The organism is Pseudomonas sp. G3-39 (genome assembly GCF_054790485.1).
Map to the genome: position 1 here is coordinate 1,806,008 of NZ_CP186497.1, position 15,232 is coordinate 1,821,239.

The 15,232-nt window shown below is 60.3% G+C and carries 17 protein-coding genes; 3 read left to right on the top strand and 14 right to left on the bottom strand.

Annotated features, from left to right (window positions below):
* Positions 1–47: 47 nt before the first annotated feature.
* From ACOYXG_RS08200 to puuE, 6 genes are all read right to left on the bottom strand, one after another.
* Positions 48–1,406, bottom strand: a complete 1,359-nt coding sequence (locus tag ACOYXG_RS08200) for a nucleobase:cation symporter-2 family protein (RefSeq protein ID WP_047292943.1) — start codon at positions 1,404–1,406, stop codon at positions 48–50.
* A gap of 169 nt (positions 1,407–1,575) precedes the next feature.
* Positions 1,576–2,892 carry a urate hydroxylase PuuD gene (locus ACOYXG_RS08205; protein WP_414888174.1) on the bottom strand — a complete coding sequence of 439 codons (1,317 nt, stop codon included), beginning with the start codon at positions 2,890–2,892 and terminating at the stop codon, positions 1,576–1,578.
* A 51-nt stretch (positions 2,893–2,943) separates the two neighbouring features.
* Entirely contained in the window at positions 2,944–3,447 is a 504-nt protein-coding gene (locus tag ACOYXG_RS08210; protein ID WP_027613342.1) for an ureidoglycolate lyase, read from the bottom strand.
* 117 nt (positions 3,448–3,564) lie between these two features.
* Positions 3,565–4,560 (bottom strand): allantoicase, encoded by a 996-nt coding sequence (gene alc / locus ACOYXG_RS08215; RefSeq protein ID WP_003223166.1) that lies wholly within the window; start codon positions 4,558–4,560, stop codon positions 3,565–3,567.
* 88 nt (positions 4,561–4,648) lie between these two features.
* The gene (uraD, locus tag ACOYXG_RS08220) at positions 4,649–5,164 is read right to left on the bottom strand and encodes a 2-oxo-4-hydroxy-4-carboxy-5-ureidoimidazoline decarboxylase (protein ID WP_096797018.1); all 516 of its coding nucleotides are present in this window, start codon (positions 5,162–5,164) and stop codon (positions 4,649–4,651) included.
* Positions 5,161–6,087: an allantoinase PuuE gene (gene puuE, locus ACOYXG_RS08225; RefSeq protein ID WP_096797017.1), complete on the bottom strand. Its 927-nt coding sequence runs from the start codon at positions 6,085–6,087 to the stop codon at positions 5,161–5,163. Before puuE ends, uraD begins: the two co-directional genes overlap by 4 nt.
* 420 nt (positions 6,088–6,507) lie before the next feature.
* Here puuE and uraH point away from each other — a divergent pair, with 420 nt between their 5' ends.
* Complete coding sequence (uraH, locus tag ACOYXG_RS08230; RefSeq protein WP_003223171.1) at positions 6,508–6,861, top strand: hydroxyisourate hydrolase; 354 nt, start codon at positions 6,508–6,510, stop codon at positions 6,859–6,861.
* 192 nt (positions 6,862–7,053) lie between these two features.
* Here the strand turns inward: uraH and ACOYXG_RS08235 are convergent, their stop codons facing one another.
* The 3 genes from ACOYXG_RS08235 to ACOYXG_RS08245 form a co-directional block, all read right to left on the bottom strand.
* Positions 7,054–7,680, bottom strand: a complete 627-nt coding sequence (locus ACOYXG_RS08235; RefSeq protein WP_003223174.1) for a LysE family translocator — start codon at positions 7,678–7,680, stop codon at positions 7,054–7,056.
* Positions 7,681–7,769: 89 nt separating this feature from the next.
* The gene (locus tag ACOYXG_RS08240; RefSeq protein WP_027613339.1) at positions 7,770–9,119 is read right to left on the bottom strand and encodes an NCS2 family permease; all 1,350 of its coding nucleotides are present in this window, start codon (positions 9,117–9,119) and stop codon (positions 7,770–7,772) included.
* A gap of 318 nt (positions 9,120–9,437) precedes the next feature.
* On the bottom strand, positions 9,438–9,884 hold the full coding sequence (locus ACOYXG_RS08245; RefSeq protein ID WP_183782100.1) for a MarR family winged helix-turn-helix transcriptional regulator: 447 nt from the start codon (positions 9,882–9,884) through the stop codon (positions 9,438–9,440).
* Positions 9,885–9,966: 82 nt separating this feature from the next.
* On the opposite strand from ACOYXG_RS08245, the gene ACOYXG_RS08250 reads away from it, so the two are divergent.
* A complete protein-coding gene (locus ACOYXG_RS08250) occupies positions 9,967–11,133 on the top strand; it encodes an aminotransferase-like domain-containing protein (protein ID WP_460356964.1) in 1,167 nt (388 codons plus the stop codon).
* Between the two features lie 167 nt (positions 11,134–11,300).
* Here the strand turns inward: ACOYXG_RS08250 and ACOYXG_RS08255 are convergent, their stop codons facing one another.
* The 5 genes from ACOYXG_RS08255 to ACOYXG_RS08275 all read right to left on the bottom strand — a co-directional run bounded on the left by ACOYXG_RS08255 (position 11,301) and on the right by ACOYXG_RS08275 (position 14,073).
* The gene (locus ACOYXG_RS08255; protein ID WP_007960660.1) at positions 11,301–11,672 is read right to left on the bottom strand and encodes a glutathione S-transferase N-terminal domain-containing protein; all 372 of its coding nucleotides are present in this window, start codon (positions 11,670–11,672) and stop codon (positions 11,301–11,303) included.
* Between the two features lie 104 nt (positions 11,673–11,776).
* Entirely contained in the window at positions 11,777–12,322 is a 546-nt protein-coding gene (gene folE, locus ACOYXG_RS08260; protein WP_003442011.1) for a GTP cyclohydrolase I FolE, read from the bottom strand.
* A gap of 77 nt (positions 12,323–12,399) precedes the next feature.
* Positions 12,400–12,957 carry a Smr/MutS family protein gene (locus ACOYXG_RS08265; RefSeq protein ID WP_096797013.1) on the bottom strand — a complete coding sequence of 186 codons (558 nt, stop codon included), beginning with the start codon at positions 12,955–12,957 and terminating at the stop codon, positions 12,400–12,402.
* Between the two features lie 74 nt (positions 12,958–13,031).
* A complete protein-coding gene (locus ACOYXG_RS08270) occupies positions 13,032–13,352 on the bottom strand; it encodes a hypothetical protein (protein WP_003223191.1) in 321 nt (106 codons plus the stop codon).
* A 130-nt stretch (positions 13,353–13,482) separates the two neighbouring features.
* Positions 13,483–14,073, bottom strand: coding sequence for a cysteine hydrolase family protein (locus ACOYXG_RS08275; protein WP_003223193.1), 591 nt, complete (start codon positions 14,071–14,073; stop codon positions 13,483–13,485).
* A 238-nt stretch (positions 14,074–14,311) separates the two neighbouring features.
* On the opposite strand from ACOYXG_RS08275, the gene prmB reads away from it, so the two are divergent.
* Positions 14,312–15,220, top strand: a complete 909-nt coding sequence (gene prmB, locus ACOYXG_RS08280; protein ID WP_007960672.1) for a 50S ribosomal protein L3 N(5)-glutamine methyltransferase — start codon at positions 14,312–14,314, stop codon at positions 15,218–15,220.
* Positions 15,221–15,232: the final 12 nt, after the last annotated feature.

Below are 15,232 nucleotides of genomic sequence, written 5' to 3' on the forward strand. Positions count from 1 at the left end.
CGCTTTCGCGAGCAGGCTCGCTCCCACAAGGTTTTGTGGTGACTTGGTTAATGCTGATGTGCGTGGCAGTCGTTGATCGCTGCGCGTTCGGCGCCGCCGAGGATGTTGAACAGCAGGTTCAACGTCAGCGCGCTGAGGGTGGCCATGGCAATGCCGCTGTGGGTGATCGGGCTCATCCACAGCGGCAGATGCGCGAAGAACTCCGGACGCACCACCGGGATCAGGCCCATGCCGATGCTCACCGCCACCAGCAGTTGATTACGCCGGTCGCCGATGTCGGCTTCTTGCAGGATCTTGATCCCGGTGGCAGCAACCATGCCGAACATCGCGATCGCCGCACCGCCCAACACCGCCGGCGGAATCGACGCCACCAGGAATGCCGCTTTCGGCAGCAGGCTGAGCACGATCAGCAGGCCACCGGCAACGATGGTCACCGAACGGCAACGCACGCCGGTCATCTGCACCAGGCCGATGTTCTGCGCGAACGAGGAATGGGTGAACGTGTTGAAGAAACCGGCAACGAACGAGGCGCCGGCATCGCACAGCAGGCCGCGACGCAGCATCCGTGGGCAGACTTCCTGACCGGTGATCTTGCCCAGCGCGAGAAACATCCCGGTGGACTCGACGAAGATGATCACCACCACCAGGCACATCGACAGGATTGGCGCCAGTTCGAATTTCGGCATGCCGAAGTGCAGCGGAGTGACGAACTGAACCCATGGCGCGTTGGCCATGCCGCTCAGGTCGACCATGCCGATGGCGCCGCAGAGCACGTAGCCCAGGCACATGCCGATCAGCACGGAAATATTCACCCAGAAGCCGCGCATGAAGCGGTGGATCAACAGAATGGTCGCCAGCACCAGCGCGGCGATGGCCAGATAAATCGGTGAGCCGAACTGTGCCGCAGCGGCCCCGCCACCGGCCCAGTTCACGGCCACAGGGAACAGCGACAAACCGATCGAGGTGATGACTGTGCCGGTCACCAAAGGCGGGAAGAAACGCACGACCTTGGACATGAACGGCGCGATGAGCATGCCGAAGAACCCGGCGGCGATGGTTGCACCGAAGATCCCTTGCAGACCGATACCGGGCATGCCGGCCATGGCGACCATGCTGCCGACGGCGGCGAAACTGGCGCCCATCATCACCGGCATGCGGATGCCCATCGGGCCGATACCCAGCGACTGGACGATGGTGGCGATACCGGCGACCAGCAGGTCGGCGTTGATCAGGAAGGCAATTTCTTCACGACTCAGGCCAGCGGCCTGTCCGATGATCAACGGCACCGCGATGGCACCGCCGTACATCAGCAGAACATGTTGCAAACCGACCAGGATCAGTTGCAAAAGGGGCAAACGCTGAATGGCGGGTGCGTCGGGGATGCGCGCTTTGGACAGCTCGGACATGCAACACCTCGGATCTTTTTTATTCTTGTGATTGAACAGCTGCCGGGTGGCTCACAGCTGTTTCTTTGCATCAGGTAAACCGCGTTGCGGCTAATCGCTGGCAAGCCAGCTCCCACACAGGCACTGCAAAACCCTGTGGGAGCTGGCTCGCCAGCGATGCTTTTACTGCTTAGTTGGTCTGGGCTCCCTGCGCGATCCATGCACCGATCAGGTCACGTTCCTGCTGGGTCATCTGCGTGATGTTGCCCAGTGGCATGATCTGCGTGGTGATGGCTTGCGCCTGGATCCGCGCCGCGTTCTGGCGGATCTGCTCGGGGGTGTCGAACATCACACCGGCGGGCGCCGCGCTGAACAACGGGCTGGTCGGTTTGGCCGAATGGCAGACCGCGCAGCGTTCCTGGATCACGTTGTGCACCTTGTCGAACGCAGGACCTGCGTTGGACGCTTGCGCCGGTGCCGCAGCAGGGGCTGCTGCTGGCGCTGCAGGTGCCGCCGTTTCAGCCGGTTTCGCGCCACCGCCCAGTGCCGTTTCCGGCAGTGGCTGGTACTCGATTTTCGCGGGTGCCTTGGCCACGTCCGGCGCGGTCGACATCGGCGCAGGGCCGGTGACGTACGCCAGACTGATCATGCCCACCGCTGCCACCGGCAGGGTCCAGGCAAACTTGTGGCTGTCGTGACGGGTGTTGAAGTAGTGACGCACCAACACCGCCAACACCGCGATCCCGGCCAGAATCAACCAGTTGTACTGGCTGCCGTAAGTGCTCGGGAAGTGGTTGCTGATCATGATGAACAGCACCGGCAGGGTGAAGTAGTTGTTGTGACGCGAACGCAGCAGGCCTTTGGCCGGCAGCGCCGGGTCCGGCGTGCGGTTCTCGGCAATCGCCGCGACCAGTGCACGCTGCGCCGGCATGATGATGCGGAACACGTTGCCGACCATGATGGTGCCGATGATCGCGCCGACGTGCAGATACGCACCACGACCGCTGAACACCTTGCTGAAGCCATACGCCGCGCCGATGATCAGCACGAACAGGATGAAGCCGAGCAGGGCGGGTTTCTTGCCCAGAGCCGAATCGCAGAGGAAGTCGTAGATGAACCAGCCGGCGATCAGCGAACCGATGCCGATGGCCACGCCTTCAGGGCCGGTCAGGCCGCTGCCGGGTGCCACGAGGTAGAGCACGGGATTGGAGTAGAACACCACGCACAGCAGCGCGATCCCCGACATCCAGGTGAAGTAGGCTTCCCATTTGAACCAGTGCAGGTTCTCCGGCATCGACGGTGGGGCCAGTTTGTATTTTTCCAGGTGATAGATACCGCCGCCGTGGATTGCCCACAGATCACCGGCAAGACCGGTTTTCGGGTTGACGCGGTTGAGGTTGTTCTCCAGCCAGACGAAGTAGAACGACGCGCCGATCCAGGCCACGCCAGTGATCATGTGAACCCAGCGCACGCTCAGGTTCAGCCATTCCAACAGATGTGCTTCCACAGTCTTTACCTCTCGCCTGTCACTCTTGTTGTCGAGTGATCAGACCTTCTCTTATTGGTGGGGGGCGAGGATCAAACGCTCATCCTCTTTGAAAAAATGCTCATCGCAGTTGTTGCCTGTGCCACTGCGATCAACCACCAGGAAGTCATCCCGCTTTTCGATCGTCAGCACCGGGTGGTGCCAGACGCCGCGATGGTAATTGATGCCCTGCCTGCCGTTGGTGACGAAGGCGCGGACCAAGCCTGATACAGGTACATCGCCAAGTGGCGCGACCACGATCAGAAAGGGGTTGCCGAGCAGCGGAATGAAAGCCTGGCTGCCCAGCGGATGGCGTTCCAGCATGCTCACGGTCAGCGGCATGTCCTGCGCGTCGGCGCGGAAGATGCTGATGATCGCGTTGTCCTCAGGCGTAGCGGTTTCGACCGTCGCCAGTTTGTGGAAGCGCATGGTCGAACCGTTGTTGATCATGAAGTGGTCGCTGCCGTCGGTTTCGATCACGTCACCGAAGGGGGCGAAGGCTTCTTTGGTCAGCGGTTCAATCGTTAGTGTGCGCATGCTGTTCTTTTCCGAATTCTGTGTTGACTGTTCTGACGCCTTCGCGAGCAGGCTCGCTCCCACATTTGGAATGCAGGCTTCTGTGGGAGCGAGCCTGCTCGCGAATGGTTTCACTGCTTACTTCGCGACCTTGCCCAAAACGCGCAGGCGACTCACGCCACCATCCGGGAACACGTTCAGACGGATGTGGGTGATCGGTCCCAGCGCCTTGATCTGCTCGACGAAGGTGTGTTCGGCGTGCATTTCCAGCTTCTGGCTCGGCAGCAGTTCACGCCAGAACAGCGACTGGGTTTCGATCTGGCTGTCGGTGCCGCCCTTGACGAACGCGCCCTGGATCGAGCAGGTGTCCGGGTAGTTGCCCTTGAAGTGCAGGGTGTCGACGATGATTTTTTCGATCTCGCCCGGATGGCCCAGCGCGACGATCACCCAGTCATTGCCTGGGGTGCGACGACGTGCGGTTTCCCAGCCGTCGCCCATGTTGATGCCACGGCCCGGGTTGAGGATGTTGCTCATGCGACCGAAGTGTTCGTCGGAGCAGGCGAGGGCGCGGCCACCGTTGAGGGCTGCTGCCAGGTCAACCTGTTCGTTGTCCCCAACAGCCGACCAGTCGCGGAACGGAATGCCGTACACACGCAGACGGGCGACACCGCCGTCCGGGTAGATGTTGAAGCGCAAGTGGCTGAACGCTTGGTCATTGCTGATTTCGTGGTAGTGGTGGCTGTTGCCTTGCAGCTCGACGGCCGACAGCACTTCAGTCCACTGGGTGTTTTCGTCCGGCTCGCCCGAGGCCAGGAAGCACGCTTCCAGTGAGGCCGATGGCGGGAAGTTGCCGGTGAAGAATGAGGTGTCGATGTCCACGCCTTTGATCGAACCCGGTACGCCCAGGCGGATTACCGCGCTGTCGTAGCCTTCAAAGCGCTTGCGACGCGATTCCCAGCCGTCCATCCACTTGCCGTTGTCGTCGAACACCCCCTCCTTCCACACGGCCGGGGTCGGCTGAAACAGACGATTGGCGTCTGCGAACCAGTCATCGGTGACCGAGATGATTTTGGTGCCCAGACGGGCATCGGCCAGGTTGACGAACTTCTCGAAAGGTACGGCGTAAGCTTTCATTCTTCTTGTCTGCCTTTAATAAGTTGGCTGGGGATGCTTGCAAGGCCCTGGGTGCTCTCCGCGTTTGATGCACTCGGGCCAGGCTTCGCTAGAGAGTCAGTAAACGGAACAGGGCGATCTTGTTGATCTCCGCCAGCGCGCATTTGAATTCGGTGTCGACCGAGTTGTGAATGCGCGTTTCGAACGCCGCGAGGATCTGATGCCGGTTGCTGCCTTTTACCGCCATGATGAAGGGAAACTTGAACTTGGCCTTGTAGGCGTCGTTCAGCTCGGTGAAGCGCTGAAACTCTTCGGCCGTGCATTGGTGAATACCGGCGCCAGCCTGTTCATTGGTGCTGGCTTCGGTCAGTTGGCCCTGGACGGCAGCTTTGCCGGCCAGGTCCGGGTGAGCATTGATCAGTGCCAGTTGACTGGCGTGATCGGCGCTCAACAAGATGTCGCTCATGCGCTGGTGCAGGGTTTCGATCTCGTTGATCGACGCGTCCGCGCCCAGGTCGTAGGCCTTCTCGGCCACCCATGGCGAATGTTCGTAGATGTCGGCGAAGGCTTTGACGAAGGCGTCGCGGCTCAGGGTCGACGGTTGCAGGGTTTGAAAGCGGCTCATTGGGCGGCCCCTTGGTACGGGTGGGTTTCGTGCCAGTGACGCGCGATGTCGACGCGACGGCTGAACCACACCTGTTCATGACTTTTGGCGTATTCGATGAAGCGCTTGAGCGAGGCCAGACGCGCCGGACGGCCGATCAGCCGGCAGTGCAGACCGATCGAAAGCATCTTCGGCGCTTCGGCGCCCTCGGCGTACAGTACGTCGAACGCGTCTTTGAGATATTCGAAGAAATCGTCGCCCTTGTTGAAACCCTGCACCTGGGTGAAGCGCATGTCGTTGGTGTCGAGGGTGTACGGGATCACCAGGTGCGGCTTGCCGGTCGGGTTGTTCGGTTCCCAGTAAGGCAGGTCGTCGTCGTAGGTGTCGCAGTCGTAGAGGAAACCGCCTTCTTCCATCACCAGGCGCCGGGTATTCGGGCCGGTGCGGCCGGTGTACCAGCCCAGTGGGCGCTCGCCGGTGAGTTCGGTGAGGATGCGGATCGCTTCGAGCATGTGCTCGCGCTCCTGCGCCTCGTCCATGTACTGGTAGTCGATCCAGCGGTAGCCGTGGCTGCAGATCTCGTGACCGGCTTCAACCATCGCGCGGATCACGTCCGGGTGGCGCTGGGCGGCCATGGCCACGGCGAAGATGGTCAGGGGAATGTCGAATTCCTTGAACAGTTTCAGGATCCGCCAGACGCCGGCGCGGCTGCCATACTCGTAAAGCGATTCCATGCTCATGTTGCGCGCGCCTTGCAGCGGTTGAGCAGCAACCATCTCGGAGAGGAAGGCTTCGGATTCTTTGTCGCCGTGCAGAATGTTGCGCTCGCCGCCTTCTTCGTAATTGAGCACGAAGGACAGGGCGATGCGCGCGTTGCCCGGCCAGTGTGGGTGAGGAGGGTTACTGCCGTAACCGATCAGGTCGCGTGGGTAGTCAGCGCTCACTGCAGTCTTCCTTCTTATTCGTTGACAGGTTTGTGTAACGGCCTGCACAGGCTGGCGTCACAGCGATGGGCTGATTGTATACAACTTTATTCGCAATTTGTAAGCCTGAATTTTCGCATTTTTCACCGACTGTCATCTTTTGCTGTTAATGGCGTAAACCTGCAAGAAACCTGCCTGATCAGTCAGCTAATGGTTGTGAGGTTCAATAGCCAGGCGCTTGAGGGCAGATCAGGGGCAAACGCCCGAATGGCGGGGATGAGGTGAAAAATGTCGTTTTTATTGTGTACAATTTTTTTGAAAAGTGTCTTAATCAGTCGCTCGCCGCAACTTTTCGTGCTCCGAATCGGTGCGGTCTCCTTTTTACCTGACTTCGGGAGGCGCGAAGTCTGACTGCTCTTTGCGGCCAGGCGCGCAGAATCAATGGGACGTTTGACAACACACGTTTTGGACGCTGCACACGGTTGCCCGGGCAGCTCGATCAAGGTCGAGCTGTACCGCGTTGAAGGTTCGCACCTGGAATTGGTCGCCAGTGCGATAACCAACAGCGATGGCCGGGTCGATGCGCCGCTGCTGCAAGGCGATGACTACCGCACCGGGGTCTATCAGGTGCAGTTCCACGCCGGCGATTACTACCGCGCCCGTGGCGTGCAACTGCCGGAACCGGCGTTCCTCGACGTGGTGGTGCTGCGTTTCGGCATCTCCGCCGAGCAGGATCATTACCACGTACCCCTGCTGATCTCGCCTTACAGCTATTCCACCTATCGGGGCAGCTGACCCCCAAGCAGCTGCCCCCACCGGGAAGCGACTGCGCATATAGCTTCTTTGGTCTTTCGCCCGCTCACACTGCGGGCTTTTTTTCGCTTGGAGGAAAGTGCTGTCTGGTCTGACGCCTTCGCGAGCAAGCCCGCTCCCACAAGGGAATGCATTCCAAATGTGGGAGCGGGCTTGCTCGCGAAGCTTTTGCTGTCAGCGGCTCAACAGCGACGCAGCACCGGCACCACTGAACAGTCCGGCACTCACCCGGTTGAACCAGCTCTGTCCCTTGCCGCTGCGCAGATAGCGCGCCGCGCCATGTGCACCCAGCCCGTAAGCCAGTTTGCAGCACAGATCCAGCACCACCCAAGTCGCGATCATGATCAGCAATTGCGGGAGGAACGGCTGTTGCGCGCTAAGGAACTGCGGCAGAAACGCGGCGAAAAACAGAATGTCCTTCGGATTGCTCGCGCCCAAGACAAACGCGCGGCCGAACAATGTGCGGAAACGCGGCACCGGCGCGGCTTGCGGTACTTCGGCACCGACCGCTGGCTGACGCGATTGCTGCCAGCTCTGCCAGGCGAGGTAGAACAGGTACAGCGCGCCGACGATTTTCAGGGCGCTGAACAGTTGTTCCGAGGCCAGCAGCAGGGCGCCGAGCCCCAGCGCCGAAGCACTGAGCAGGCAGATCGAGGCGATCACGCCGCCGAGAAATGCCGGGTAAGAGCGGCGCAAGCCGTAGTTCAGACTGTTGCTGATCATCAGCAATGACAGCGGCCCCGGAATCAGGATCACCACCAATGCCGCGCCGCTGAACAGCAGCCAGGTTTCCAGACTCATCACTTTGCTCCTTTTTTGTTGTACTCAAGAATGTGCAAAAGCCCCACCCGCGAGGGTGAGGCTGGTTTGACGCTTGAACCGCGTGACGCTTACAAGAAGATGAACTTGGCGATGAAGATCGCGCAGAGCACCCACAGGCTGACGGAAATTTCCTTGTACTTGCCGGTGCCGGCCTTCAACGCCACGTAGGTGATGAAGCCCAGCGCGATGCCGTCGGCGACCGAGAAGGTCAGCGGCATCATGATCGCGGTGACGATCGCCGGGATGGCGTCAGTGGCTTCATCCCATTCGATGTGGGCCATGCCGCCCATCATCAGCATCGCGACATAAATCAGCGCACCGGCGGTGGCGTAAGCCGGAATCATCCCGGCCAGCGGTGCGAAAAACATCGCGGCTATAAATAGCACACCCACGGTGACTGCGGTAAGACCAGTCCGACCACCAGCGGCTACGCCAGCGGCACTTTCCACATAGCTTGTTACCGGAGGGACACCGACCACCGCGCCGAAGACGCTGGAGGCGCTGTCGGCTTTCATCGCCCGGGAAAGGTTTTCGATACGCCCGTCAGCGTTGACCAGATTGGCCCGCTGGGCGACGCCCATCAGGGTGCCGGCGGTGTCGAACATGTGCACGAAGAGGAAAGCCAGCACCACGCTGATCATGCTGACGTTGAACACACCCGCGACGTTCATTGCCATGAAGGTCGGTGCCAGGCTTGGCGGGGTCGACATGATCCCTTCGTAGTGCACGATGCCCAGGCCCCAACCGGCGAGGGTCACGGTGATGATGCTGATGAGGATCGCGCCGAAGACTTTGTGGTAGCTGAGGATCGCGATCATCAGGAAGCAGATCGCCGCCAGCAGCGGGCCGGGTTCACGCAGGGAGCCGAGTTTGATCAGGGTGGCCGGGCTGTCGACGACAATGCCAGCGGTTTTCAGACCAATCAGCCCGAGGAACAGGCCGACGCCAGCGCCCATCGCAAAGCGCAGGCTGACCGGGATGCTGTTGAGCAGCCATTCGCGAATCCGCGAGAAGGTCAGGATCATGAACAGCACACCGGAAACGAATACCGCACCGAGCGCGGTTTCCCAGTTGTAGCCCATGGTGCCGACCACGGTGTAAGTGAAGAAAGCGTTGAGGCCCATGCCCGGTGCCAGGCCCACCGGCCAGTTGGCGTACAGGCCCATCAGCAGGCAGCCGAGCGCGGCGGCGATGCAGGTGGCGACGAAGGCTGCACCGTGATCGATCCCGGCATCGGCCATGATGTTCGGGTTGACGAAGATGATGTAAGCCATGGTGATGAAGGTTGTCAGACCGGCAATCAGCTCGGTCTTCACCGTGGTGCCATGCAAGCTGAGTTTGAAGATGCGCTCCAGCACGCCTGTGCGTAAGGGCGGCGAGAGTTCCAGCGTCGATGCTTCGGATTTGCGGCTTTCCACAGCGAGTACTCCTCAAGAGTTTTATTGTTATTTCCAGGGCCGGACCCATGAGGGGTGGCAGCAGCCCTTTGAGGCATACGCGAATTTGTTGACCATGCGGTCAGGAACTCGCACGCAGTGGATTATGCTTTTGTGTACAAATAAAGCAAATATTGTTTTTGGTTTTGTTTACGAAAGGTCAGGCGATAGGGATATATCGCCTGTTCTGGCCTCTTCGGGAGCAAGCCCCCTCCCACAGTGGATCTCCAGTGGACCCGAATCATGGGTAACCCGCAGAACCCTGTGGGAGGGGGCTTGCTCCCGAAGAGGCCAGTCCAGTCAATCAAGATGTGACTGGGAGCTCCCAAGTGCCATATTCACCGCCAACCACCCATTCACCGCCGCCTCGCCAGCTTCAGCAAACACCCGCTCGAGCAATTTCACCTGCTCACGCCGCAACGCCTGCTCAAACTTCTCACCTTCAGTAGTCAGCTCCAGCAGACGCTTACGCTTGTCTGCCTCCGACGCCACGCTCTGCACCAGATGCATTTCCTGCAACTGGCGCAACGGCATGTTCAGCGCCTGTTTGCTGACGCCGAGCAAGCCCAGCAATTCCTTCACACTCAAATTTGGATAACGCGCGATGAAAAACACAATCCGCTGATGCACCCGGGACAGGCCGCGTCGCTCGAGCATTTCATCAGCCTTGGCGGTGAACGCCTGATAGCCGAAGAAAAACGCTTCCATCGCCTGTTGCTGGCTGGCGGGGTTTTTAAGGTCAAGCATGTTGACGTACTCGCTCAAGCTGTCGTAGTTTCAGTCAATCAGTTTGACTCATTTTTCCCAGGCCTCGCTACCGGTGACTCCCATGGCTTTTTCCGAACGTGTCTCGCGCCTTAAAAGTTCTCTGATCCGTGAAATCCTCGCCGCCGCCCAGCGCCCGGAGGTGATGTCGTTCGCCGGTGGCCTGCCGGCCGAAGCCATGCTGCCGAAAGTCGAATGGTCCGAGATGCCGCTGGCGCTTGGTCAGTACGGCATGAGCGAAGGCGAGCCGGCGCTGCGTGAAGCGCTGGCGGCGGAGGCGAGGGCGCTGGGCTTGGCGTGCGAGGCGAGTCAGGTGCTGGTGGTCAGCGGTTCCCAGCAGACCTTGGATCTGGCGGCCAAGTTATACATCGACAAAGGCACCGAAATCCTGCTGGAGGCGCCGACCTATCTGGCCGCGCTGCAGATCTTCCAGCTGTTCGGCGCCGATTGCCTGACCGTGCCGCAAGAAGCCGATGGCCCGAACCTGGTCCAACTGCGCAGTCGCCTTGAGCAGCACCGGCCGGCGTTCATCTACCTGATCCCGACGTTCCAGAACCCCTCCGCCGTGCGCTACAGCGAAGCCAAGCGTGCCGCGGTCGCCGCATTGCTCGATGAATTCGGCGTGACCCTGATCGAAGACGAGCCGTACCGCGAATTGACGTTCGATGGCGGCAGCGCCAAGCCGATTGCGGGGCGTTTGCAGAAAGCCAGCTGGATCTACACCGGCACCGTGTCGAAAACCTTGCTGCCGGGTTTGCGCGTCGGCTACCTGATCGCCAGCCCGGACCTGTTCCCGCATTTGCTCAAGCTCAAGCAATCGGCGGATCTGCACACCAACCGCATCGGCCAGTGGCAGGCGCTGCAATGGATCGGCAGTGAAAAATATCAGCAGCACCTGAGCGAGTTGCGCGGCTTTTACCGGCAGCGGCGGGATGCTTTCCAGTCAGCGCTGGAAACGCACTTTTCCGATCTGGCGAACTGGAACATGCCACAGGGCGGGTTGTTTTTCTGGCTGACGCTGAAGCAACCGCTGGATACGCGGACGTTGCTCAACGAGGCGCTGGCCAATGATGTGGCGTTCATGCCGGGCGAGCCGTTCTTTCCCGAACCGGATAAAAACCTCGGGCACCTGCGTTTGAATTTCAGCCACATCGACCCGGCGCGACTGGATGAAGGGTTGAAGCGGTTGGCGGCGGTGGTGAGGCAGGCGCAGATAAATAAAGCGGCGTGAAAAACAAATAAACCGGCTCGAGGGCCGGTTTATTTTTGTCTGAGTAATGTGTTGTTCTTGCGGCCCTCATCGCTGGCAAGCCAGCTCCCACAGGTTATGTGAACGCTACAGATCACTGTGGGAGCTGGCTTGCCAGCGATGGGGTCATAAGCAACACAACATCAATATCAGACCGCCGCAAACCGCTTATCCAGATAATCAATGATCACCTTGGACTCATACATCCAGGTCGTCTGCCCGTTCTCTTCAATGCGCAGGCACGGCACCTTGATCTTGCCGCCCTGGTCCAGCAGGGTCTGGCGATCCTGTTCATTGTTCTTCGCGTCCTTCAGTGCGACCGGCACATTCAGGCGACGCAGCGTACGACGGGTTTTCACGCAGAACGGGCAGGCGTGGAACTGATACAGGGTCAGGCCTTTGGCGGCGGCGTTGACTTGCGCCTGTACCTCGGCCGGGCGCTGTTTCTTGCCCGGGCGGGTGATGAAGTCGATGAAGATAATCAGTTGGCCAAGGCCGACACGAAGCGCTTTTACGAACACGTTGAAAGCCTCACGGTGCAAAGAGAGAAGGGCGCGCAGCTTACCCGATTTTTCACGGGCGAAAAAAAAACCGGCGATCAACGCCGGTTTTTTTCTGCAGCCGATTACTTGATCAGGCTGAGGAACTCGCTGCGAGTCGCCGCGTTTTCGCGGAACTCACCGAGCATCACCGAAGTGATCATCGACGAATTCTGTTTCTCGACACCGCGCATCATCATGCACATGTGCTTGGCCTCGATCACCACGGCCACGCCCAGCGCACCGGTGACTTGCATCACCGCATCGGCGATCTGCCGGCTGAGGTTTTCCTGGATCTGCAGGCGGCGGGCGTACATGTCGACGATCCGCGCGACTTTCGACAGGCCCAGCACCTTGCCGCTCGGAATGTACGCAACGTGCGCCTTGCCGATGAACGGCAGCAGGTGGTGTTCGCACAACGAGTACAGCTCGATGTCCTTGACCAGCACCATTTCGCTGTTGTCGGAGCTGAACAGGGCACCGTTGGTGACCTCTTCGAGCGTCTGTTCATAACCGCGGCAGAGGTACTGCATGGCTTTGGCGGCACGCTTTGGCGTGTCGAGCAGGCCCTCGCGGGACACGTCCTCGCCCAGTTGGCCGAGAATCGCGGTGTAATTCTGTTCCAGGGACATGAAACTACCTGTGGGGATTTTCGCAAAGGGCAAGGGTACGGTGGCGGACACAACCCTGCAAGTTCGGTGTAACGCGATTATTCGTCGCGGCCTTCCATCATCGTGCGTTTGAGCATCACGTACACCGCACCGGCACCGCCGTGTTTCGCCTGGCACGAGGTGAAACCGAGCACTTGCGGATGCTGACGCAGCCAAGTGTTGACGTGGCTTTTGATCATCGGCCGCTTGCCGTCCAGGCGCACGGCCTTGCCGTGGGTGACGCGCACGCAGCGGATTTCGAATTTGGTCGCTTCGGCGAGAAAGGCCCAGAGGGTCTCGCGGGCTTTTTCGACGTTCATGCCGTGCAGGTCGAGGCTGCCTTCGAACGGGATCTGGCCGATCTTGAGCTTGCGCATCTGGCTTTCCTGCACCCCGTCGCGGGCCCACATCAGCTCGTCTTCGGGGCCGACGTCGATCACGAACTGATCGGACAGGCCATCCACGGTGGTGGTGTCGGTGCGCACGGTGGCGGACTGGCGCAGTTTGGCGATCTGCGCGCGGTCAGCCTTGGGTTTGCCGGTGTCGGCGCGGTCGTGCTTGATCGGCTTGACGCCTTGGATCGCACTTTTGAACAGGGAAAAATCGTCGTCTTGCATGTCAGCCTCCGCGAAGGGCGGCCAGTTTACCCAAGTCGAAACAAAACGGCCCGGCAAAAAGCCAGGCCGTGGAGTCAGTCGTGTTTTTTCATCAGGTGCGGGGACATGTTCAGTTCCCGCGATTGCCGGGCGCGCCGCCGGCATCGGCGCCACAGGGCCACACCGAAATACAGGAACAACAAGCCGACTGCGAGAATGATCGCCGAACCCGTCGGCGTGGCATTCAAATCGCCGAGCGCCGGCGGGCGTCCCAGCAGGCTGGCGGCACCGGCCATCGCCAGCAGCACACCGAACGTCGCCAGAATGGCGGCGATCGCTGCGCCGAATCGAAAACGCCAGTTGCTTTGGCCTTTGGGCCGCAAGCGGCGTGCGTCAAATCCATCGGATAACTTCATTCCGACCTTCCTCAATGGGTATCGGCCCTTCGACCGGGAGTTGACCGGGTTGTTCCTGAGGCTAAGGCAATTGAAGCAAATGCGAGGCTTTTGCGGATGAGCGGCGCGGTGAGCCGCTCATCAGAGCAGATCAGATCAGATCTTGAGTCAGGGCAAGGGTGGCGAAGTTGTCGGCCATGATCGCCATTTCCGCTTCCTGCACCACGGCGGCACTGAGCACGCGGCCCTTGAATGGCAGGTCACGGGTGGCGCAGGCGTCTTCGACCAGCGTGCAACGGAAGCCCAGGTTCTTCGCCGCGCGCACGGTGGTGCTGACGCTGGAGTGGCTCATGAAGCCGCAGACGATCAGATCCAGCGAGCCGAGATTCTGCAAACGGTCCAGCAGTTCGGTGCCGTGGAACGCGCTCGGCAGCAGTTTGCCGATGATGGTTTCATCACCTTGTGGCTCAAGGCCGGGGATGAATTCGCCGCGTTCGCCCTGCGGGTCGAACAGGCCACCGACGGTGCCGAGATGACGCACGTGCACGATCGGCCGACCGGCTGCACGGGCCGCGGCGACCAGTTGTTTGATGTTCGCGACGGCCGCGTCCATGCCGCTCAGGGCCAGCGGGCCACTGAGGTACTCTTTCTGGGCATCGATGATGACCACGGTGGCATGGCTCAGTGTGGCCGCTGCGTAACCGCGGCCGCTGAGTTGAAACATCGTTTTTGGAACGGACATTCGGGGCTCCTTGGGGTGGGGCTTTTGCGGCATTGTCCTCTGGCTGAGCGGTTCTGTGAACCGCTACCATCGTAGGCAGCGTCGTTATTGGCCTGCAGCCTTGTCAAGTTACACGTTCTGTTCAATAGCTGATGCAAAAAACAGAAAAGTCCTACTGTCGGCGGCGAATGTTTCCCGCGTCGTCGTGACGCGTTTTGGCTGCTAGAATCGCCAGTCGTTTTTTCTGGAGTTCTGCCCCGTGATCACTTCCCGACTTCGTACCCTGCGCGACCACATCCGTTGGGCCGTCAGCCGCTTCCATGGGGAGGATCTGTTTTTCGGCCATGGCACCGACAACGCCTGGGATGAAGCCCGGCAGCTGGTGCTCGGTGCCTTGCACCTGCCTTGGGAGATCGCCGACAGCTACCTCGACTGTGCGCTGGAAGACGACGAACTGGTCAACCTGCAACGCCTGCTCAAGCGCCGCATCGAAGAGCGCATTCCGACGGCTTACTTGCTGGGCGAGGCGTGGTTCTGCGGCATGTCGTTCATCGTCGATGAGCGCGTGCTGATCCCGCGTTCGCCGATTGGCGAGCTGATCGAAAACCGCTTCGCACCGTGGATCGGCGACGAGCCGGCACGCATCCTCGACCTGTGCACCGGCTCGGGCTGCATCGGTATCGCCTGCGCCTACGAATTCCAGAACGCTGAAGTGGTGCTGGCGGATCTGTCGTTCGAAGCGCTGGAAGTGGCCAACCAGAACATCGAGCGCCATGGCGTCGATGAGCGCGTGTACACCGTGCAGGGTGATGGTTTCGATGGCTTGCCGGGGCAGCGTTTCGACCTGATCGTGTCGAACCCGCCGTACGTTGATGCCGAAGATTTCGCCGACATGCCGGACGAATACCAGCACGAACCGGAGCTGGGTCTGGCCTGCGGAGATGACGGTCTGAACCTGGTACGGCGGATGCTCGCCGAAGCGGCGGATCACCTGACCGAGAAGGGGCTGTTGATCGTTGAGGTGGGCAATAGTCAGGTACACGTCGAAGCGTTGTACCCGGAAGTCGACTTCGCCTGGCTCGATTTCGAGCGCGGCGGACATGGCGTGTTCATGCTGACGGCGGAGCAGTGCCGCGAGCATCAGGCGCTGTTCGCTTCCCGCGTCTAAAGGCTAAAAGCT